Raw genomic sequence first — 21,146 nt, 5'->3', positions numbered from 1 at the left:
AATCTAGTGGTGCGCTCCGTTACAGCCTCAACATATTTAAATACAGCACCATGAGACTCATTAGCGAAACTGGACTCCCCTTCAATGCTGAGGCACAACGACTCCAACATACTTATAAATCGTTGTGCGAGAGACTCCATAACGACGAGCTACGTCTGCAACACGCATATCAGGGTTGCTTAGAAGTTCTTCAATCTCCCGAACTTGCTGATCATCAAGCTTAGGCTTCCGCCCTCCCGCCCGGCCCCTAGCACGTGCTGCAGCAAGACCAGGCTGCGTTTGTTTGCGAATCAAGCTACGTCGAAATTCAGCTAGTGCAGCAAATACATGAATAACTACTTTTCCTGCTGCACCGGTAGTTTCGATCTGCTCGGTAATGCTCTCAAACCCCACCCCTTGCTGCTCTAGACTTTCCACTGTCATTACTAAGTCGGACAAACTTCGCCCTAGATCATCCAACCGCCAAACTACTAGGGAATCCCCCGCACGCAACTCCCTAAGGCACTGTTCAAGCTTTGGGCGCTCTCTACTATTACCGCTGAAAGCTTCTTCATAGATCGCGCGACACCCTGCCTTCTTGAGGGCCTCACGCTGGAGGTCTAGGTGCTGGTTATCCGGCGATACTCGGATGTATCCTATGCGTTGATTCATTGACACAACCAGAACATTGAAAAGTTAACGGAAATATTAACAGCCTTCGCTAGCTCAGGCGAGCGGAAGTTGAGAGCATCGCGGAGTAACCTGCTCCTAATTCATAGGCGCTATGATTGATACATCAAGAGACGGATAGAGGAGCGAAGAATGAGCAAGAAGAGCCCAGAAGAATCAAGTAATTACACCAAGGAAGCTTTGCCACTCGAAGCTGACGCTGCCAGCCGGGGCGTTCAGAGACTGACAGACCAGGAGAAATTGGAACTTCGGCGGGATATGATGGAGTCTTCAGCTTGGGCAAAAGAAGAACTGGCCCGCCGACGTAAAAACAAGGGGAGCGATCATAGCCTTGTCATGGCTCAGACCTCGGCATAACAACCTTGGTCATGACCTTACCCATTTCCTCCTGCGTTGCCTCGATCTTGCTGAGAACAGCAAGGATTGTTGCCTGGCCGAATTGCGCAGTTCGCACGTCATCGGTAAGCCATAGCTTCAGTAGGCCGCCCAAGCGGCCAAGGTCTCCGTTGATTCGAGCCAACTCCCGGACCTGCTCACAATCGACGACACCCTTGATCTTATAGCCCTGGCCAACCTCACGCAGATAACGCGCAGCGCTCATTCCTGCTCGCTTTGCTTGCGCCTCGATATGTTCTTTTTCCTCGGGTAAGCAGTACACCTTGATAGGTGTACTACTCTTCCTCGTTATTCGTTTCGTCTTATCGTTCATCACCTTTTGCCTTAGTTCCTTGTCGCCTGCCGGATGGTTGCTAATGCCTCCTGGAAGTCCTCCGGCGTCGCTCGACCAGTTTCAGCCTGGTAGTAAAGGATCATGAACATATTGGCGACCGCCTCCGCAACGGGCGAAATCTGCCGGGCGGCTTCCTGGTCGATGAACTCCAGGGCGGCCAGCTTGGTCGCTGCCTGATGAATTGCTTGCTGAACTTCGATATTATGTGTGGTTGTCATGTGTCACCTCTCTGACAGGTGGTATGTGGAAATGCGGGCCGGTGCAGCATCACCGGCCCGTGTGCTTTTAAAGCCCGGTACTGGAAAACCCGGCAGCTTCTGAAAACGGTGTTTTCCCAGTTCCAGCCCCTGCATCGTTGCTAATGCGTGTGCTGCTCGATGCTTCCACCCGGCCTGTAGGGTCCGGGCGGTTTACAAAGGCTGTAATCTCCGCCTCAGCGTCTTTCTCTCCCTCGGTCGTTGGTTCGACAACCGGCACAAAAGCCGTCTCTGTGGAGGCCTCCCGGGTCTCGTCGATCATATCCAGGGCAGCCATGAAATTACGTTGTGTCATCGTGGTATCTCCTTACGTGGCCTGCTGGCCTCGGTTCACAAAGCTGGCAACCTCTTCGTTGCGCTCCTGCTGGCGTTCCTGGGCATACGAAACGTAGTCCCCAACGTCGAAGGTGTGCTTATCCGGGTCGCGTGCTTGCCACTCAGCGTGTGATTGGCGGGCCTTGTCCTGGTCATCGCTGGACAGAGCATCAAAGCCGCCTGATTGGTTTACCCAGCCGCCGCCGTTTCCACCGCTCAAGCTATCGCTATCGAACGACGGTGAAGTGCTGTCCGCCCCGGCATCGTTATCGCCTTTCGGCTCCATGCTTTCGCGGATGGAAGACGCCAAACGACCGCCGGCAGTCTGGTTTACTTTGTCCTGAAACTTACCGGCCATCTTGGACCCAGCCCCTTTAGCCAGCTCACCCGCCGTACCAGCTACCAAGGAAGCAGTCCGGCCAAAGCCACCACCTGAAGAGCCAGAGCCGCCAGACGGTGAAGAACTGGTAAAGCCCGCCGCCTGAGCAAACGGGGTGTCACCTGTGCTCACGTTATCGCTGCCAGTGTCGCTACCACCCCAGCCGCCGCCGGTATCACCGGAGCCTCCGCCGCCGAAACTCGGCATGTCTCCCCCGGACATATTGGACTGCGCCTTGGTAAAGGCGGCTTTGATGGCACTCGCCCCACCAACGGTGTTCGCCGCACCTCCCAGCATCGCCGCACCGGCCATTTTGGCCCCGGCCACTCCCATACTGGCCGCTGTCATAGCAGCCCCCATGGCAGCACCGGCACCAAAGGAGCCAACCCCCATAGAGCCGACGCTACCGCCAGTCACTAGGCCGGAAATCATTGAGGGAATCTTGTTCACCAGGAACAGCAAGATCAGGGATATAACGAACATGACGGCCAGCTCCTGGCTTGCCATGTTCTCCGCCCGCATTTGGCTGTGGTAGTCCACGAGAAACTGCCTGCCGATAGCAACGATCAGCACCATTGCCAGCAGTTGTGCCGCCAAACCAAGAATGGCTTTGTAATAGTTGATTGCCATGTCCGAGGTCCAACGCGAGCCACCAAAGCCCAGGAAGAACACCCCGGCATAAAGAAGTATCCAACTGGCCGCCAAAAGCAGCAGCAGGTTAACGGCAATAAGAGCGAGAACCACCAACACGGCTAGAGCCATCAGTTCCATCACTAACGCGGTCGGAAACTGTCGCCAGCTTAGCTCTGAAGTGGCCTCGACAGTCTTATTGTAAAGTTCGAACCCCATATCCAGGATGCTCGATGGTCCAAGAGTGCTACTACCCAGCCCCCCGGCCTCGGCACCAAGTTGCTGCAATGAAGCAATGATGGTTCCGGCGATATTCATGCCATGGGTGGCATTGGAAAGCAGCCACCAGAAAAAGCCGGTGAACATGATGAAGCGGACTAACTCGGCAAAGAACTCGCCAATGTCGGCCTTGCGCAGTGCCATCATGCCGAACGTCCAGACCATCGAAATTACAACCAGCGTCCAGAACAGACGGGTGGCAGCCGCTTCAATGATCGGTCCCCATGTTGATGCAGCGGCGTGGAAACGGTCTAGCACATCATCCATGATATTGCTGCTGGACAGCTCCTGAGCCATTGCCGTATCGGACAGCATGACGGCGGCCATCACACCCAATCCGCCAAAGACAAATCGTTTCATGATGCCCTCCCTCAATATCTGTCGGGGGAGCTGGGCTTGAACTCCCATTCACCCATCTGCTGAGCTTTGTGGAAAGATTCGCACTCGGCAGCAAACGCCTGGCGTTTCGCTTCACTGCTGATCTCGGAAAGGGCCTGTTCATAGGCATTGCCGGTGCAGGTCGCTTTATTGGGTTCCGGTGGTGTGTCCTCGCACCCGGTCAGCAAAACAGCAGCAACAGCCACAAGTGGGACAATCTTCTTCATTGCGGCTCTCCTTAGTAGCGGTCTGCTGAGCTGGGTTGGTATTCCCAAGTGCGAAGCTGCTTTTCCCGGGCCTCCCCTCTGGCACTGTCATCCAGTTCAGATGCCAGGCGTGTCGCTTCGGCATTCTGCTGGGCAATCAGCAAGCTACGGATTTGCAGGAGCTGGTTGGCCTGATGGCTGGCGAGCTGGTTGGCGTAACCAATGGCGGCCAGTTGTCCGTCTGCACCTTGGGCGGCAGATTGCAGGCGGGTGAGCTGACGGGCATCAGCTTCCAAGTTGTCTTGCTGCTGTTCCAAACCCTTAAACAGTGCATCGTTGGCCTTCTTCTGCGATTCAGACGCCAGGCGGCGGTTCTCGGCCATCGCGGCCCGTTCGGCATCGCTGCACCCCGCCGACGAGAAGCAAGGCGAGCTGCGGTAATAGGCCACGTCTTGGAACTTGCCCAAGTAGGCATCGAGGCTGCCAAGCTGATTTTGGTAATAGGCGAGTGTGTTGGTCGCCTGGTTCAGATCGTTGATGGTGCGCTGTGCCTGGTCCCAAATATGGGCAGCCGGGGCCATCGTGTTTTGCAGTTGGTTTTCGTACTGCTGGAGTTGAGTTTGATATTCCTGAATCTGCTTTAGCGTCTGCGCAACGGCTTCCATCGCGGACATGATGTTCTGCGATAGGTTGGTGCCATCAACTACTGGAATACCGGCGTAGACGGGCTGCAAAGTGCAGGTCGTCATAGCGACGGCCAGAGCAATTTTAGCGGCTAAATTTTTTCTTCTAACTTTTTGCATACGTTGATCTCCATTACCAATGAATGCTTTATCGTGCCTTTCAATGCATAACGTATAAGCTCAATAATTGGACATAAAAGTTGACATGGAGATATTTACGTCAATAACTACTACGGCGGCAGCCGGTAGCCTCGCAGAACAAGATTCCCGTTGAGCACCTCCGGTGCGAATAAGGGCGAGTGAAATAGGAACCGCCGACTTGTCGGTGGGCCTACTTCACCTATCTTGCCCGCACCACAGCGTTGATTCTTGCGCGTACGGTATGTGCATTTCTGTGCTGTAACCTGTTTATTCCTGTGCAAACCGTGTTTTTCCGAGTAAACCGACACTTACAGCGGTATGACAGCGCACTTATAGCGATTCAACAGCGCTAAAATAGCGGTCTAGCAGCGTTTTGAGATGACTACTTTCCTCGCCATTCACTACACACAAAAACACAGCTTTCCTGTGAGTTCCCTCATGTGGCTACCTTGCTTGAAATCCCGCCCCTCAAATGTCAATGAAACACATGGACACCTGACACATTGCCTTTCTTTACAAAGACTTCCCTAACACTCCACCCACTTGGCGGCCATTTCATTGACTGTTTGGGGTCGGTATTAGTTGAGGCATTCTTGTTGCGCCGCGCGCCCACCTTCAGACAGGTTTCGAGCACATGTATATGCGAATAGGAAATGTAGCGTTGTAGTATGTTGTATGGTGCTACTACATACTACATACAACAAACTGCACACATTTACAGACTGCTACCGGCTTAAGTTGCTACTCATCTTGGCTCATGGGATACGGCTCCCTGAGCGCCCCAGAGAGGCGCTTCAGGCACTACCCTCCTCGGATACCATTGTCAGTCTCTGATCGACGTTCCTAGGGCTTGTGAGGCGGCTTTGACCGTCCTTCGGACGGATTGAACGCCAAGGAAAGGTGATCGTCCTTGGAGAGTAAGCAGAATCGACCATCCTCTTGGCGTTAAAACATCGGCCGGAGGCCGATAGATATTCAACCTCCAGCACCCAGCTGGAGGTTGCTGGATATCCTGAGATATCCTGAATATCCTGCCAAAACAGCAAAAAATCGGGCGGGTGTGAGTCACTACCGGGCGGGTGTGAGTCGCCATCGGGCGGGTGTGAGGCGCTATCGGGCGGGTGTGAGGCGCTTTATCCTATTCTCAGCATCTATCGTTATCCCAACTTCATGCAATTTTTCCGCATCTTCCCTAAGCCTGGAACGCCCATTTCGCATCTTCTTACTATTGATGTTTTCACCACAGACTGCTCGAATGAGAGTATCAACATGCCACCCTCCGGCTGGGTCATTCTTGTGGGTCAATATGTGTCGAGCGACCGCCTGACTAATCCCGTGCCGCAAGCGAGCAATGGGGGCGGGATCATAGTACAGACTAAGGTCATGCTCCAATAGCATGACCAAGGCGATACCAAGCCGAACTCTCCACAGATTCCGCTCTCCTCCCGTCAAGGGATCAGGGCGCGTCTTAGGTGAAGGGATAACATGATCGATCAAGCCGCCGATTATCGGAAAATCGAACTGTGGCGTTTCAATGGTTACGGTTGCTGCTCGCAGCTCTGCCAGCAGCTTCTCAAGCTGGGAGGAACTATACCGGCTGTCTGACAAGGTTTTCCGTACTTTGGCAGGGTCTACCAAAAGCTCCACACCACCATCTGACACATCACGGCGACGTTCGGCACAGTGCAAAATCGCCTCAACAACATCTGCGTGCCGCTGGCCAAGCCTCCCCTTAATGCGACAGCGACCAAAAGATGTTTCCATCCAGTCGGCCTCCATCAGGCTTGGGCGCTGGCTGGCCTGGTAAAGCATCACTCTTGCCTGTGCACTGGTACTAGTTGGAGTGACCTTGTTACCAGTTGTCATCAGCGCCTTCCATAACAGCTTTAGATTTCTTGAACGGTAATACTCCTTTGGCCTTAGGCTGCCTCTCCAACACGGCAGGTTTGAGCACACCGCCCTCGTGGCGCCTATACCACCGGTCAGAGATCGGGGCAGAGTAATTAAGCTTAGGGAAGGACCATCGGACAAAATGGCGGCGGCATTCTTCGTCTACACCCCATGTTTCGGCTTCTGCCGCCCCCATGCCAATTAAATTCGCTTGAAAGCGGGCGTTATCTGTGAGTACAGAACTGCCTCGGCTAGCCTGCTGAGCGTCGCCACTGTTAAACGCACCGGCTTTATTTGTATGGTGCAGGAATAAAACGCTGGTTCTATTTGCTCGGCAAAGTTGCTCCATGTAGGCCAACAACCCTGCCATATGGCCCCCGTCATTTTCGTCCAACTGATGAAACCGGCGTAACGTATCAATAACTACCAGGCGAGCACCTCGAGTCACGTTCTCAATCCAATGCCGCCACTCTCCGCTCATCATATCGGCACTAAAACCGACCAGAGGAGCAACCGCTAGGTTGTTATACATGGCCTCACGCTGGCTGGTGTTGAGGTGTCGGCCTATAGCGTGAAAACGCCCATCTAACACGTCTGCAGGATCTTCTCCGGTTAAAAATACCACTGGACCAGTAACCAGCCGCCACGCACTGTCCATATCAGCTAAATTCAGGAGATCCGCACCGGTAGCAACCGTTACGGCAACTTGTAGAGCAAGCATGGTTTTACCTGTTCCACCAGGACTTACCAATGCTCCAACTGTTCCCGTTTTGAAACCAGGAAATACAAAATCAAGAGGTTCCGGCTCGTTCTCAACAGCACTTCTTAAATCGAGCCATGAAATTTCGATGGCCATGCTGTTAGGCCCCTATGGTGTTGCCAGGTCGAGTAGCTTGGATTCCAGACGCTTTACGCGTTTCTATCCATTCTTCAACTTCCGATAAATCCCAAGCAACATTTCTGCTTGTAAGCGCTATACGCTTCGGAAACTCCCCACGCTGCTCTAGGTTATAAATTGTGCGGGTTGAAAGTGGGATCATCTCCAGGAGTTGTTTCCTATTGATGAGCACTTTATTTGCCATTGTTTTCACGTTTGAACCTCCATTTACCTGTTGAGGCTTCATCGTGCCAAGCAATGCAACTTGATTAAGCTTTATTTTTGGACTATAAGGTTGTTATGGATACAGAACACCAAGCTAGGCTAGACCTAGGACGAGACTACATAGCCATCCTTCCAGGCTGCGCCCAGCCTGTTTCTCTTGCTATCGCCAAATTCAGAACGTGTTGGGGACCTTACTCTGCCTTCTCTCGGCGCTACCCCATTCTTCGCCTGATACAAGAACTGATCGATCCTGCCATAGCTGAATACATGGATTCCCTCCCAAACAGTTATAAAAACTATGTTGCGGGCAGTGGTTCAGGGGTTGGATTTAGCGAAATCATCCGGCTGATAGGGCTGGAAGCAATGGTGCGCATGCAGCGCCAACTGCTACGCCAGTTCATAAAGACAAGTGATAAACAAACCCAAAGAGATCAGTGCTTCGTCGCAACCATTGAATCGTTAATCGAATTAACCTGGGATTGCGCCTGTAAGCTTCCGAAGAAATCAACAGCGACCAAAGGCGTCAACCTGAACGTACAACGAAAACATAATTTTTGTGAATTCTGTGGGAGCCTTACGGAGTACTCAAAATTCATGCTCGCAGTCGAGCAGAAACAAACAAACGAGGTTGAACTTATAGACCACAAGAAACTAGAGCTTAGCCACAATTACTGCAAAGAACATCGCCCTAAACTTACCAATGACGAGTGGAACCCAAGTTACAAACAAGCAAAGCGCTCCCTTGCGCAATTCAATATCGAACTTTCCAGGTTAACTCATCAGTCTGCACATCGTTCTAAGCCTCATGCTATGTCAGGAGACAAACTAATCGATGACTATTTCTTCCTATTCATGTTGAATTTAACATTACAGCCAGCAGACGTAGCGGAGCTTCGCAATCTGGCTCGAAAGATGGTCGACTCTAAGCTCTCAGATAATAAGAAGAAAATGCTGGTACTTCAGCATTATGGCTACACTCAAGCTCAAATTGGCAAAAAGCTACTAAGCAGAAAACAACAACCACTGACACCTCAAGCAGTATCTAAAGCGTTGGCTACAATACGTAAAGAATTCCTGTTGGGAGGCTAGAGGGATACCAACAGGAATTTTAGCCGCTAAAAAATCTGGACTCCTGAGCTGATTCTAGTCAGCCGTGAAAGCACATTTTACCGACCATGACACCTCTTGTATTTCATGCCACTGCCGCATGGACAAGGGACATTACGTCCAATTTTTTTGCTCTTGCGACTAGGGGAGAGTTGTTTTTCCCGGTTGAGATTGACTGTACGTGCAGGGTTAGCCATTCTCGCCGCGTCTTCGTAAATGTGGGCGTTTTCTTCCGTACGTTCTGTCGGTATGTAGACTTCGAAAGGCTGCGCCTGGAGATACGTGCCTTCAGCACTAACTTCAGCCACGACGCCAATGACGTTAGTAGCCTTGACACTCAACGCACCTGCGCTGGCCTTATTGTTCACCTTAGTCCAGTCAATTGGGTGGCCATGCCGTTGAAGCCAAACGAAGAGCGGCACACCATCCCCGCCCAGAACAAAGTAACGAGCGGGATGCTGAAGCAGTGTTTTTCGAAGGTCGGACAGCATCTTGGCCAGATTATTCCGGCCTTCCTCTCCTAGGTCACGGATATGACTCTCCGCTGAAAGCCAACCGCTAGCTCGGGTGCTATCGAGTGCTCCAAGCAGCTTCAGCACCTCCTCTGGGAACTTCTGACTTGGGAACGGTTTGCTTTCCCACTCTTCACCCTCGAAGCTCCTGTCGACGATGTCACTCATGCCATCCCAGATAAGCATGTTCGCTTTCTCTTCCTTCAGCTGCTCGACAATATCCTGATCGAACCGGTTCTTCTTCAGGTAAGCACCCAAGTGATCGAACTCGTCGAAGAGATGTGCCCCGCGTATCCCGGCCACAGCTTGCCGCACCTCCAAGTAATGGGCGAACTCCCCGGGTGTGGGCAAGAGTCGCTTGAGCACAAACAAATCGTCGATGGACAGTGAAATGAAAGCATGCTTTCCAAGTAAAGGCTCAACCTGCGGTAATTCTTTACAGCACGTGGAAAAGGGCGAGAACGACTCGACTGTCAACCCAATCGGCACCATTACCCGGTAGTCAGAGCGACGCACACGGCTACACTCTTCGTATTTGCCATCCACGAGGTGATAGAGGGACACTTCATCCGCCGAATTCACATAATTGAAGAAGCGCGCACATTGTTTATATGCCTTGAGTACCAAGTCCTGTACTGATTGAGCATGGCGACCAAAATCAAGCGCTGGCGATGCGATGGTGGCAGCTGCACCAGCCTTGGCCTCAACTAGTAACAGCACATCATCGACCAGGATTAGAGTGTCGTTTTCGGACCACTGCTTGCTGTCAGGATCCTTGTAGTAAACCTCTTGGAGAACTGTGGCTCCCGGAAGCTGGGCATCTAGAATGTCGGCAAAGGCTGCTTCGCTCATCATTTTCTGCCGATCTTTAACGGCCTTCTTGTAATCCGGCTTTCGCTGAAGGAGGTTAAAGAGGAGCGCACGATACCCCGCATCGCGAGCAAAACAGGGGTCGACGGCGTAGTAGTCCGACCCAAGCTGAATTAGAGGTTTCTTACGTGCTGGTAGTGTCCGAAAGGGTGTCCCCTTAAAATCGCCCGCAGCGAAGAACTCAGTATCTTCTCCACGCTGGTATGATAAGTCCGCTAGCAATGTCGGTGGCAACTTCGTGTGACGGCTTACATTGGCAATACCACCGCGAAACATATCCTCCATCGCCCCCCGGGCCGCTTTGGACTGCTCCGCATTTTCTGCAACCCATGCCTCCATGGCGTCTTCCATAGACTTACCTTGCTCTATAGAAAAGGCCTTTGCCGCCTCAAACTGCTTCATCATCTCAATGATTGCGTTGGCGTGCCCGGAACGAGTGGCGTCGGCCATAGCCTGAAAGCCTTCCGCAATATCGGTGGCACCAATGCCGTACACCTCCTCCAAAACATCATTGTGAGGCGCCAGAACGTAGCGATAGAACTCGCCCTCCAAAACTTGATAACGATTCCCGCGTATCATGACCCAAGTGGATTTCGCACGGAATTCAATGTCGGCCGTGTTAGGACCGAAGATGCCATCTTTGGTATCAGCAGAGGTGGCCATAGCAAAGAACATGGCCTGCTCTCTAAGTTTTCGGCCAAGTTCAAACAGCTCAGCGCACAGTGCTTCGTCGAATTCCATATCCGCAGGTGCGGCATCAGATGCCAGAACCGCGTGAACATACTCCAGTAAAAACTGGTTTTCATTAACCACGTCATCTGGGCCATCCTCTTGGCCTTGCTTTTCGCCCCCAATTTGGTTTCCCATTGTTTTCATCATGTGCTGAGCGTAGATGTAACCGAGCAAATCATGCGGAGGCATTTTGACAATCAACTCACGCATTCGGTCAGCAATGGATTCCATATCCTTCAATAAAGAAGCAGCAGCCTTCTTTCGTTCTTCTTCCATATTCATTCTTATCTCCCTCCCGTTTCGACCTGCTGACCTTTCGAGCGCTATAATGTCCATTCGTCGATCATATCCGCCCAGTCCTGCAACATGCCTGTACGCTGCTCACGATATTCGGCTTTGTTATAGATTGCCCTTACGCCTTTTTGCTCATGTGCTAGGCATTTCTCTATCCAGTCGGTGTTGTAACCGGCTTCATGGAGTAAAGTACTCGCTGTACGTCTCAGATCGTGGGGCCCAAACTTGGCAAGGGACTGCCCTTCTTTCTGAGCCAGCTTGTAAGTCATCGTCATCACCCGGTTCAGCGTGGCACTGCTCATGGGGACATCAGAATCGTAGCGTGACGGCAGAACATACTCCGATCCTCCAGAGAACGTCTTCAAAGCGATGAGGATATCCATGGCCTGCCTGGATAGAAACACCAGGTGAGGGTTTCGCCGCTTCATCCGTTCTTTGGGGATCGTCCAGAGCGCTTCGCTGAAGTTGATCTCACTCCAGGTGGCATTCGTCAGCTCGCTTTTACGCACCATCGTCAACAACAGCAGCTTTACCGCTGCCCGGATCGATGGTGATGTACCAATACGCCCCATGTACTGGTACATGATCCTGATTTCTTCGGGCGTCAGGGTTCGATCTCTCGGCTCAAACCTGGCAATGCTTGCAGGCCTCACCAGGTCTGCCGGGTTCTCAACCTTCTGGCCTCGCTCAGTCGCCCAGCGGTATACCTGGAGTACAATCTCACGCGCATGAACCGCCGTAGCAGGCGCACCGCGCTCTACGATGGCGTCGGTCAGTGCTCGCAAGTCCTCGTGGGTGATTTCGGTCAGCTTCTGATTGCCGAATTTCGTTTCCAGCTCTCTCGTATAAACCGAGCGGCGCATATCACGGGTAGAGTCGGCCATCTGGTATCCGCGTAGCCACTTTTCCGCCCAGGCACCAAAGGTTTCAGCCCCTTTAACACGCGCCTTGTCTCGGGCCTTCTCCTTCGCTGGCGACTTTCCATCGGCGACCATACGCTTGGCTTCACCAAGTCGCTCACGGGCTTCTGCCAGAGTGATACCCCCAACGCCATAGCGGCCAAAAGTGATTGTCTCTTGCCTGCCATTGATCGAGTAGTTGTAACGGAATGAGATAGAACCGGCAGGAGTGACGGCCACGTAGAGGCCATCCCGGTCATTCACCTTGTAGAGTTTATCCCTCGGCTTGAGGTTGCGCAGCTTGGTATCGGTCAGCAAGAGTCTTATCCTTCTTCGATTCCAATACCATGCTGGAAGATCACCCGAGAACCAGGCCATTAAATCAATAAAAACAGATAGTTAAATAATTTCGATACCATGAACACACAGGATCAAGCAGCATGGTATCGGCTATCACTCATGGCATCATGACTCGATAATACCACCTTGGATACCACGCTCAAGCGGTGCTTCCCGCTGCCATCAGTTGCCAAACACTGCCAGACATAAAAACAAAAAAGCCCATGAAAACATGGGCTTAAGTGTAAATTAATGCCAGTTAGTACCAGCTAGTGCCTAACGTGTGATCATTCCCACTCAATCGTAGCAGGCGGCTTACTACTCACATCATAGGTCACCCGCGAGACGCCTTCCAACTCATTGATAATACGGTTGGAGACCTTCTCCAGCAGCTCGTAGGGCAGGTGCGCCCAGCGGGCGGTCATGAAGTCGATGGTTTCGACGGCGCGTAGCGCGATGACCCATTCGTAGCGGCGGCCGTCGCCGACGACGCCTACCGATTTCACCGGTAGGAACACGGCGAAGGCTTGGCTGGTTTTTTCGTACCAACCGGCGGCGCGCAGTTCTTCGATGTAGATGGCGTCGGCATCACGCAGGATATCGGCGTACTCTTTCTTCACTTCACCCAGAATACGCACGCCCAGGCCGGGGCCAGGGAACGGGTGGCGGTAGACCATATCGTAAGGCAGGCCGAGTTCGAGGCCGAGTTTGCGCACTTCGTCTTTAAACAGTTCGCGCAGCGGCTCGACCAGCTTGAGCTTCATGGTTTCCGGCAGACCACCAACGTTGTGGTGGGATTTGATCACGTGGGCTTTGCCGGTTTTAGAGGCCGCGGATTCGATCACGTCCGGGTAGATGGTGCCCTGGGCCAGGAAGTCGACGCCGTCGATTTTGCTGGCTTCTTCATCGAACACGTCGATAAAGGTGTTGCCGATAATTTTGCGCTTGGCTTCCGGGTCTTTCTCGCTCGCAAGCTTGCCGAGGAACAGCTCTTCGGCGTCGACACGAATCACCTTCACGCCCATGTGCTTGGCGAAGGTTTCCATGACTTGGTCGCCTTCGTTTTTGCGTAGCAGGCCGTTATCGACGAATACACAGGTCAGCTGGTCGCCAATGGCTTTGTGCAGCAGCGCCGCCACAACCGAGGAGTCGACACCCCCGGAAAGGCCAAGCAATACATGGCGGTCGCCTACTTGCTCGCGCACGCGCTGCACTTGGTCTTCGATGATTTGTGCAGGCGTCCAGAGTTTTTCGGCACCGCAAATATCCAGTACGAAGTGCTCAAGAATGCGCTGGCCTTGCAGGGTGTGGGTTACTTCCGGGTGGAACTGTACGCCGTAGAACTGTTTCTCTTCCCAGGCCATGGCGGCAATTGGGCAGCTCGGCGTGGAAGCGGTCACGGTGAAGGTGTCAGGCACTTGGGCTACTTTATCGCCGTGGCTCATCCACACATCAAGTAATGCTTTGCCAGTGCTGGCGTCGACGTGGTCTTTAATGTCTTTGAACAGCGCGTTTTCAGCATCTATTTGAATCTGGGCGTAGCCAAATTCGCGCTGGTTGGAACCTTCCACTTTGCCGCCAAGCTGCTCGGCCATGGTCTGCATGCCGTAGCAGATGCCAAACACCGGCAGGCCCATTTCGAACACGCACGCCGGTGCTCGCGGGGAATCCAACTCGGTCACGGATTCCGGGCCACCGGCCAGGATGATGCCGTTAGGGTTGTATTCGCGAATTTCTTCTTCGGTGATATCGAAGGCGCGGATTTCGGAGAATACACCGATCTCACGTACACGGCGGGCGATCAGCTGGGTGTACTGTGAGCCGAAGTCAAGAATCAGGATCTTATGGGCGTGAATGTCACTCATGGCGGGGTCTCGGTTAAGCGGTGTGGGGTCGCTGGTAAGGCCAAAAAGCAAGCGGCGAGCTGCAATGCTCGCCGCGCCATTTTACTAAACGTGCTGGTTAGCTCACCCGGTAGTTGGGAGCTTCTTTGGTGATCTGCACGTTGTGAACGTGGGATTCGTTAAAGCCAGCGCTGGTAATTTGTACAAATTCCGGCTTGGTGCGCATTTCTTGAATATCGCGGCAGCCGGTGTAGCCCATGGAAGCGCGCAGGCCACCCATCAGCTGGTGAACAATAGCGCCCATCATGCCTTTATAGGGTACGCGGCCTTCAATGCCTTCCGGCACCAACTTCTCGGCACCTTCGGCTTTATCTTGGAAGTAGCGGTCGGCGCTGCCCTGGTTCTGAGACATGGCACCCATGGAGCCCATACCACGGTAGGCTTTATAGGTACGGCCTTGGTAAAGCTCGACTTCACCCGGCGCTTCTTCGGTACCGGCTAGCAGGCCACCGACCATCACGGCGCTTGCGCCAGCAGCGATGGCTTTGGCTAAGTCGCCAGAGAAGCGAATGCCACCATCGGCGATCAGCGGAATATCAAACTCTTTCAGCGCTTCTGCCACGTTAGACACCGCGGTGATTTGCGGAACGCCAACGCCTGCCACAATACGCGTGGTGCAGATAGAACCGGGGCCAATGCCGACTTTAACGGCGTCTGCGCCCGCTTCGGCCAGCGCTTTGGCGGCAGCGGCGGTGGCGATATTGCCGCCAATGACTTGGATGTTCGGGAAGTGTTCTTTGATCCAGCGCACGCGATCGATAACGCCTTTAGAGTGACCGTGGGCGGTATCAACAATGATCACATCCACACCGGCTTCGGCCAGGGCAGCAACGCGATCAGGCGTTTCGGGGCCAGTACCAACGGCAGCACCCACCAACAGGCGACCATCGCTATCTTTGGCAGCCATCGGGTAAGTACGGGCTTTTTCGATATCCTGGAAGGTAACCAAACCGCGCAGGTGGAACTCGTCATCGACGATCAGCATTTTCTCAATGCGGTGTTCGCGCATTTTGGCTTTGCTGGTTTCAAGGTCGGTGCCTTCTTTAACGGTCACCAACCGCTCGCGGGGAGTCATGATGTCCGCAACGCTGTCGCCGTGGTTGGGCTGGAAGCGCATATCACGCTCGGTCACAATACCCACCAGGGTTTCGCCTTCTACGACGGGGAAGCCAGAGAAGCCGTTCTCGCGCGCCATCGCCAGCAGGTCATCCAGCTTCGCCTTAGGGCTAACGGTAACCGGGTCTTTTACAATCACGCTTTCGTGCTTTTTAACCTTGCGCACTTCAGCGGCTTGCTGGCTCATGGTCATGCTCTTATGGATAATGCCGATGCCGCCTTCCTGAGCCATCGCAATTGCTAGACGCGCTTCGGTAACGGTATCCATTGCAGCGGAAAGCAGCGGGATATTGAGTGAAATATTGCGGGTCAGGCGGGTTTTGAGGCTGACATCCTTGGGCAGAACATCGGAGAAGCCGGGAACGAGGAGTACGTCATCGAACGTAAGTGCTTCTTGGGCCATACGTAGCATAGCGGCAACACCCTGATTGAAGAGGAAGTGGGGCGTGGAAAGTTAATCCGCTATTATAACGTTTGGAGGGGTGTGCCAGCAATGCGATGGGAGCATATACAAAACAAGCAGCACCACTAAAGGGAGCTGCTTGTCTTTTTCAACCTAGGCGACGTTAATCTAGCGCGCGGTCATCGGCCTCGCTGGGAAAGTCCAGATCCTCCAAACGCCCAGTCACCGCTGTGGCAATATTGGCCAAGTGGGAAGAAACCCGCTTGTAGTGGCGCGCCAACAGCGAATACGCCACGGCCTCATGAAACTCAACCGCCTCTTCTTCACCCAGCAGCGCTTCGATGAGGTCATCGCAGATTCCGCCGATGTCGCGGGTAGCTGTGATAATACGGTGAGCTTGGGCTTCGTTTGAGTCTCGTGTAGCCGCGATGAGCTCTTTGAACAGCCCAGATAAACGCTCGGAGATCTTATCCAAGGGCTTTTGATAATGATCTACGTGAAAGCCTTCACTGTAAAAAGCGCCAACTTCAAAGACGTTTTTACAGTAATCGCCAATGCGCTCGGCATCTTTTGCAACACTCATCAGCGCTAAGCAGATAGCCACATCGTGGCCGGGATTAACGGTCAGATGGCGCAACACCTTGCGGCGGATAGAGCGCTCAAGCTCGTTGACCGCCACATCACGCTGATAAAGCGGCTGCCGCACGTCTTCGGCAGGCACTGTGCTGTAAAGCACCTCGTTGGCACGTGCGAACATCCAAGCACCATGCTCCAGCATCTTGGTCAGGTCTGCGTAGGCCTGATCGATGCTGGTTTCCGAGGTAAGCGCACTATAAAGCTGTTTAAACATGGGAAACCCCTCGGTTGGCCGCGCTTAGCGCAGGCGCATGAATAATTCGGTCAATGTAATGCCGACCACCGGCACCACCAGGAATACGCCAATCAGGAACATAAAAGCGTAGCGGATCTGCTTACCAGCCAAGCGGCCATACCACGTGGCAATGCGCAGTGGAATCACCCGTAGCGGCCACCAGATGGCGGTACCGGTTAAGTTAAAAATAACGTGAAACAGCGCCACCGTCATCGCCGCAGCGATAGGATTAGCAGTAGCCGCCAGTACGCTGGTAATCGTGGTACCCAGGTTGGCCCCCATCATAAAGGGTAGCACTCGGCGTAGGCGCACCACGCCCGCTCCCGCCAAGGGCACCATCAGGCTGCTGGTAATAGAACTCGATTGCACCAGCACCGTAGACACCACCCCGACCCCGTAGGCCCGCGCATCGGTACGGAAGAAATAGGTGCGGAAGAGGCCATCCATATGGCGCAGCAGCGCACCGCGCAGATTCTTCACCATAAAGACCAGCGCTGCGAACATCAGCAGCAGGCCTAAGCCCGCGACGAACAGGCCAGCAGCCGCCACGCTGGGCATCAGGGAGGCCCCCAGCCAATTAGCGACATCAACAATGGGAGCAGTGATTACCTTAATCGGACTACTGGGCTTGGCAACTTCCTCCAAGCCAATCAGCTCCGCTACCCAACCGGCTAGCCGTGTAAAGATGCCGTAACCATTCTCATGGAACATTCCCGTCAGCCACTCCACCGGGAAGATCAGCAGAACCGTGAGAATATTGAATAAGTCGTGCATCAGCGCCGCGGTGAACGAGCGGCGGAAGTTGCGCTTGATCCGCACGTTCGCCAGGGCCACGATGACACCGGTAACGGCGGTGCCGATATTGGCGCCCATAATGGCAAAAACAGCAGTGCCCAGGGTCATCTCGCCGCTAGCCACCAGGGTGACGATCAGCGCCGAGGTGAACGACGAGCTCTGCACGACCATGGTAACCAACACCCCTGCCATCAAGGCAATAAAGGGGTTCGCGCCAAAAGCGAAGGCGCGGGTCAGAAGGTCGCTGTCGCTACCAAAGGTACCCAGGCCCGCGCCCAGCACGTTAAGTGCGGCCAGGAACAGGTACAGGCACAGGCCGGCATAAATACCGCGTAACCACGCGGGCACCTCACGCGGCACCTCGCGAGCAAGAGCAGGACGATCGGTGGAAGGTCCGAGATTCGACATAAGTGGTCTGCCGTGTTGGTGGACAATCTATGTATGACGTTTTGATGACAGTTTTGTGTCGGCGAGCAACTTAGCACGGTTATGTGACACTTTGATGACGAATGCAAAACAAAACGGTGAACATTCGCCTCACGGCTGCAAACCTAAGCACCCTGGCGAATACGTTTGCTGAGACAGGTTAGCGTATTGTCTAATGGTTGCACCCTAACACTGACTATCGCACCGCAAGCGTTGGACGACACCTGCCTCCATGACCGCCTCAAACACCGCCATCTTCTCAGTCAGCGAACTCAATCTCAAGGCTCGCAAAGCGCTAGAGCGAAACATGGGTGAGGTATGGGTGGAAGGCGAGCTTTCGAACGTTTCTCGCCCGGCCTCTGGGCATATTTACTTCACGTTGAAGGATGACCGCGCGCAAATTCGCTGTGCACTATTTCGCCAGCGGGCGAGGTTTGTTGCCGCCCCCATGCGCGATGGCGATCAGGTAAAACTACGCGGGCGCGTCTCGCTGTTCGAACCGCGCGGCGACTATCAGCTGATTGCCGAGGCCGTGCAGGCGGCAGGCTTAGGGGAGCTACTGGCGGCATATGAGCGCCTAAAAGTGCAATTGGAAAGCGAAGGCATGTTTGCCAATGCTCGTTCACTGCCCTTTCCGCCCCGCAAGATTTTGATTTTAAGCTCTACCAGCGGCGCGGCCATTCGCGATGTGTTGGCGGTGCTGGCGGCGCGCTGGCCCCTGGCGGATGTCACGTTGATTCCGGTGCCCGTACAAGGTGCCGAGGCCGCCCCTGCAATGATTTCTGCACTGGGGTTATTAAACCGACAGGCACGCTTAGACCCTGACCAGGACGTGGTGCTAATCACCCGTGGCGGCGGTAGCTTAGAGGATTTGTGGGCGTTTAATAACGAGCATCTAGCACGGGCGATTTTTCACTCCCGTTTGCCGGTGATGTCAGCGGTGGGTCACGAAGTGGATGTCACCCTAGCGGATTTCGCTGCGGATATGCGTGCCCCTACCCCGTCAGCGGCGGCCGAGCGTTTAGTGCCTGACCAAAAAGCGCTAAAGCACCAATTGTCTCAGCTAGAAAACCGCTTACGTCGTGCCATGCAGGCACGCTTAGAGCGCGATAGCCAACGGCTGGATACCTTGCGTGCCCGGCTTCGCCATCCTGGCGAACAGCTTGACCGCCAGCGGCAACACGTTACCGCCCTTTATCAACGGCTGCAGCGCGCCATGCAGCAAAGCGTTCAGCAGCAGCAAGCGCGGGTCACGCAGTTAAGCAAGCGCTTAGCCAGCCAAGATATGGCGCGCCTGCACCGTGCAGAACAAGAGCATATTAGCCAGCTTCAGCGCCGTTTAGCCAGCGCTATGCAGCGAGCGTTGGAAGTACGTCAGGCACGCTTGAGTAGTGCTGCCCGTGAGCTAAATGCCATCAGCCCGCTTGCAGTATTGGGGCGCGGCTATGCCATTGCCCAGGATGAAAAGGGCCATGTTATCCGTCGGGCAGAAGACACCGTGCCAGGCCAGAAGCTCTCGCTACGGCTGGGTGAAGGCAGGCTAAACGTGGAAGTAAAACGGCGCTACAAAAAGTAGCGCCGCTTCTAACCAGCACGCTTACCGCGTCTGCGGCGTTTCGTTATGGCCGCGGTGGTAGGTTAGTGTCATTACCTTGGATATTCCCAGAAGGCGTATTAGAACCTGCTAGCCCCGGCTGCGTGCTTGGCACCTTTGGCCTATTGGTAGCCACGCCTTCATTCACAGAAGGTTTGCTAGGCGTATGTCCACTAGTAACATCTGTCGTTGAAGGGTTCGTCGTTGAAGGGTTCGCCGTTGAAGGGTTCGCCGTTGAAGGACTGCTATTTAAAGCACCTGTACTTGAGGCACTGATGGTTGAAGCACTTTCATCAGCAGTAGGCGTGCTATATGGCGACTCTTGCTTTTCGGCAGGCTGCTTTATTGATTCGGTTTTTTCATGAATCGCTTGCTGGGCGTTATCCACTTGCTCTTCGCCTGCATCAGCTGCTTTTTTCACCACTTGGTCGCGATACTTACCTAAGTATTCATCTTCTTTACGGGTGGATGGGCAAATGCCTGCCAACGCTGCCCCCAGTGCAAACCCTAGCGCTGCCACTACCACCGGGTGCTCTTGAATAAAGTCCGATGAGGTGTTGCTAGCTTGATGGGCACGCTCCTTTATATGGTCAAAGCGTTCATGAGCCCCTTGTTGGGCATGAGAGATGGAATCGTGCATACGACCTCCCTTCTGTTGGGCTTTTTCGCTTAGATGGTGCGCTGCGCCTTTAGCACTATGGCCAATATGCTGGGCGCTCTCTTTCGCCTGCTGCATTCGGCTGCCATTATCCTGCTCACCATTATTATGATTGTGTCCCACTCCCTGATTAGTCTCAGGGCCTTGAGGGTAAGGGTTCTGAGAATAAGGGGGCTGAGAAGAATACGAGTGTTGAGCCACTGCAGCAGGCTGCTCTAAAGACTCCGAGGTAGCATGAACATTAGTTGCGTAGCGCGGTGTTTCAGCCTGTGGGTTACTTTGGCGCAACATTAACCAGCCAAGCCCAGCTCCGGTGAGCAGTACCGGCACAGGGTTTTGCTTAATGGTCGTTCCCAGGTTGGAAAAAAACTCGTTGGCACCGCCTTGGCGGAGATAGTCATAAGTGGTGTGTAGCAGTTGATCGGGCGAAAATCGCTCTTCAATTTTATGCAGCGTAGAATCAAGCCGTTCGCGCGATTGATGAATATCTTTTTCAATATCATCGGGATGTCGATGCTGATTATGGTCGCTCATTTCACCTCCTCCTTGACGTGACGCTGATGTTCTTTAGAAAGCGCTTTGTCATTACGCAGACTATTAATGGTGCGATTAGGCATTAGCCCTTGGACACTCACCTTGCTTAGCCCCGCCTTCAGCATTAATGCACCGATCAGCGTAACAACAGCACCTACAATAACGGCAGAAATCCACGGGCTAGTTTCCGGAGGCAGTACCTCATTTAAAAGCAGCACTACCGCCGCCAGCAGGGTTAAAAAACCACCAAGTAGCACTGCACCAGCGAGTGCTATTGCCGCAACACCCGCCATGGCTTGATGGGTCTTTTCAGACATTTCGGCTTTGGCTAGTTCCGCTTCGCCACGCACTAAAGCGGTTATCTCATTGAGTAGCGTTGAGAGTAGCGAACCGACTGAACCGGTCGTTTTGCTATCTGAATCCATTCTGTATC

General features: G+C 53.6%; 21 protein-coding genes. 3 read left to right on the top strand and 18 right to left on the bottom strand.

All coding sequences use genetic code 11. The annotated features are described in order from the left end of the window. Positions 1–81: 81 nt before the first annotated feature. Positions 82–651 (bottom strand): recombinase family protein, encoded by a 570-nt coding sequence (locus CR46_RS0102375; RefSeq protein WP_030069779.1) that lies wholly within the window; start codon positions 649–651, stop codon positions 82–84. 150 nt (positions 652–801) lie between these two features. Here CR46_RS0102375 and CR46_RS0102370 point away from each other — a divergent pair, with 150 nt between their 5' ends. Beyond that, on the top strand, positions 802–1,026 hold the full coding sequence (locus CR46_RS0102370; protein WP_030069777.1) for a hypothetical protein: 225 nt from the start codon (positions 802–804) through the stop codon (positions 1,024–1,026). Here CR46_RS0102370 and traJ read toward each other — a convergent pair. The 9 genes from traJ to CR46_RS0102325 form a co-directional block, all read right to left on the bottom strand. Beyond that, positions 1,004–1,378, bottom strand: a complete 375-nt coding sequence (gene traJ, locus CR46_RS0102365; protein ID WP_030069775.1) for a conjugal transfer transcriptional regulator TraJ — start codon at positions 1,376–1,378, stop codon at positions 1,004–1,006. The genes CR46_RS0102370 and traJ overlap by 23 nt on opposite strands. An 11-nt stretch (positions 1,379–1,389) precedes the next feature. Beyond that, positions 1,390–1,617: a type I toxin-antitoxin system ptaRNA1 family toxin gene (locus tag CR46_RS0102360; RefSeq protein ID WP_030069773.1), complete on the bottom strand. Its 228-nt coding sequence runs from the start codon at positions 1,615–1,617 to the stop codon at positions 1,390–1,392. A gap of 67 nt (positions 1,618–1,684) precedes the next feature. Next, entirely contained in the window at positions 1,685–1,951 is a 267-nt protein-coding gene (locus CR46_RS0102355; RefSeq protein ID WP_030069771.1) for a hypothetical protein, read from the bottom strand. A 12-nt stretch (positions 1,952–1,963) separates the two neighbouring features. After that, the gene (gene trbL, locus CR46_RS0102350) at positions 1,964–3,619 is read right to left on the bottom strand and encodes a P-type conjugative transfer protein TrbL (RefSeq protein WP_030069769.1); all 1,656 of its coding nucleotides are present in this window, start codon (positions 3,617–3,619) and stop codon (positions 1,964–1,966) included. 11 nt (positions 3,620–3,630) lie between these two features. Then, entirely contained in the window at positions 3,631–3,864 is a 234-nt protein-coding gene (gene trbK / locus CR46_RS0102345) for an entry exclusion lipoprotein TrbK (protein ID WP_030069767.1), read from the bottom strand. 11 nt (positions 3,865–3,875) lie between these two features. Beyond that, positions 3,876–4,646 (bottom strand): P-type conjugative transfer protein TrbJ, encoded by a 771-nt coding sequence (gene trbJ / locus CR46_RS0102340; RefSeq protein ID WP_030069765.1) that lies wholly within the window; start codon positions 4,644–4,646, stop codon positions 3,876–3,878. A gap of 1,131 nt (positions 4,647–5,777) precedes the next feature. Further along, entirely contained in the window at positions 5,778–6,533 is a 756-nt protein-coding gene (locus CR46_RS0102335) for a hypothetical protein (protein ID WP_035536138.1), read from the bottom strand. Beyond that, positions 6,520–7,413, bottom strand: a complete 894-nt coding sequence (locus tag CR46_RS0102330) for a helicase RepA family protein (protein WP_030069761.1) — start codon at positions 7,411–7,413, stop codon at positions 6,520–6,522. Before CR46_RS0102330 ends, CR46_RS0102335 begins: the two co-directional genes overlap by 14 nt. A gap of 4 nt (positions 7,414–7,417) precedes the next feature. Next, positions 7,418–7,639: a helix-turn-helix transcriptional regulator gene (locus CR46_RS0102325; RefSeq protein ID WP_030069759.1), complete on the bottom strand. Its 222-nt coding sequence runs from the start codon at positions 7,637–7,639 to the stop codon at positions 7,418–7,420. A 95-nt stretch (positions 7,640–7,734) separates the two neighbouring features. Here CR46_RS0102325 and CR46_RS0102320 point away from each other — a divergent pair, with 95 nt between their 5' ends. After that, a complete protein-coding gene (locus CR46_RS0102320; RefSeq protein ID WP_030069757.1) occupies positions 7,735–8,748 on the top strand; it encodes a hypothetical protein in 1,014 nt (337 codons plus the stop codon). A gap of 77 nt (positions 8,749–8,825) precedes the next feature. Here the strand turns inward: CR46_RS0102320 and CR46_RS0102315 are convergent, their stop codons facing one another. The 6 genes from CR46_RS0102315 to CR46_RS0102290 form a co-directional block, all read right to left on the bottom strand. Continuing rightward, the gene (locus tag CR46_RS0102315) at positions 8,826–11,162 is read right to left on the bottom strand and encodes a YecA family protein (protein WP_035536136.1); all 2,337 of its coding nucleotides are present in this window, start codon (positions 11,160–11,162) and stop codon (positions 8,826–8,828) included. A gap of 41 nt (positions 11,163–11,203) precedes the next feature. After that, entirely contained in the window at positions 11,204–12,391 is a 1,188-nt protein-coding gene (locus tag CR46_RS0102310; protein WP_030069753.1) for a tyrosine-type recombinase/integrase, read from the bottom strand. A 308-nt stretch (positions 12,392–12,699) separates the two neighbouring features. After that, positions 12,700–14,277: a glutamine-hydrolyzing GMP synthase gene (guaA, locus tag CR46_RS0102305; protein WP_030069751.1), complete on the bottom strand. Its 1,578-nt coding sequence runs from the start codon at positions 14,275–14,277 to the stop codon at positions 12,700–12,702. A gap of 97 nt (positions 14,278–14,374) precedes the next feature. Next, positions 14,375–15,844, bottom strand: coding sequence for an IMP dehydrogenase (gene guaB, locus CR46_RS0102300; RefSeq protein ID WP_030069748.1), 1,470 nt, complete (start codon positions 15,842–15,844; stop codon positions 14,375–14,377). Between the two features lie 154 nt (positions 15,845–15,998). After that, complete coding sequence (locus tag CR46_RS0102295; RefSeq protein ID WP_030069746.1) at positions 15,999–16,685, bottom strand: PhoU domain-containing protein; 687 nt, start codon at positions 16,683–16,685, stop codon at positions 15,999–16,001. A gap of 24 nt (positions 16,686–16,709) precedes the next feature. Then, positions 16,710–17,909: a Na/Pi symporter gene (locus CR46_RS0102290; protein ID WP_030069744.1), complete on the bottom strand. Its 1,200-nt coding sequence runs from the start codon at positions 17,907–17,909 to the stop codon at positions 16,710–16,712. A 250-nt stretch (positions 17,910–18,159) separates the two neighbouring features. Here CR46_RS0102290 and xseA point away from each other — a divergent pair, with 250 nt between their 5' ends. After that, positions 18,160–19,503, top strand: a complete 1,344-nt coding sequence (gene xseA, locus CR46_RS0102285) for an exodeoxyribonuclease VII large subunit (protein WP_030069742.1) — start codon at positions 18,160–18,162, stop codon at positions 19,501–19,503. Positions 19,504–19,546: 43 nt separating this feature from the next. On the opposite strand, the gene CR46_RS0102280 is transcribed toward xseA, so the two are convergent. Beyond that, the gene (locus tag CR46_RS0102280; protein ID WP_030069740.1) at positions 19,547–20,713 is read right to left on the bottom strand and encodes a DUF3618 domain-containing protein; all 1,167 of its coding nucleotides are present in this window, start codon (positions 20,711–20,713) and stop codon (positions 19,547–19,549) included. Further along, positions 20,710–21,138 carry a phage holin family protein gene (locus tag CR46_RS0102275; RefSeq protein WP_030069738.1) on the bottom strand — a complete coding sequence of 143 codons (429 nt, stop codon included), beginning with the start codon at positions 21,136–21,138 and terminating at the stop codon, positions 20,710–20,712. Before CR46_RS0102275 ends, CR46_RS0102280 begins: the two co-directional genes overlap by 4 nt. Between the last annotated feature and the right edge of the window lie 8 nt (positions 21,139–21,146).

The organism is Vreelandella neptunia, from assembly GCF_000712975.1.
Taxonomy (GTDB): Bacteria; Pseudomonadota; Gammaproteobacteria; order Pseudomonadales; family Halomonadaceae; genus Vreelandella; species Vreelandella qaidamensis.
Note: the sequence above shows the minus strand (reverse complement) of the source record. Positions and strands in the feature narration are given on the sequence as shown.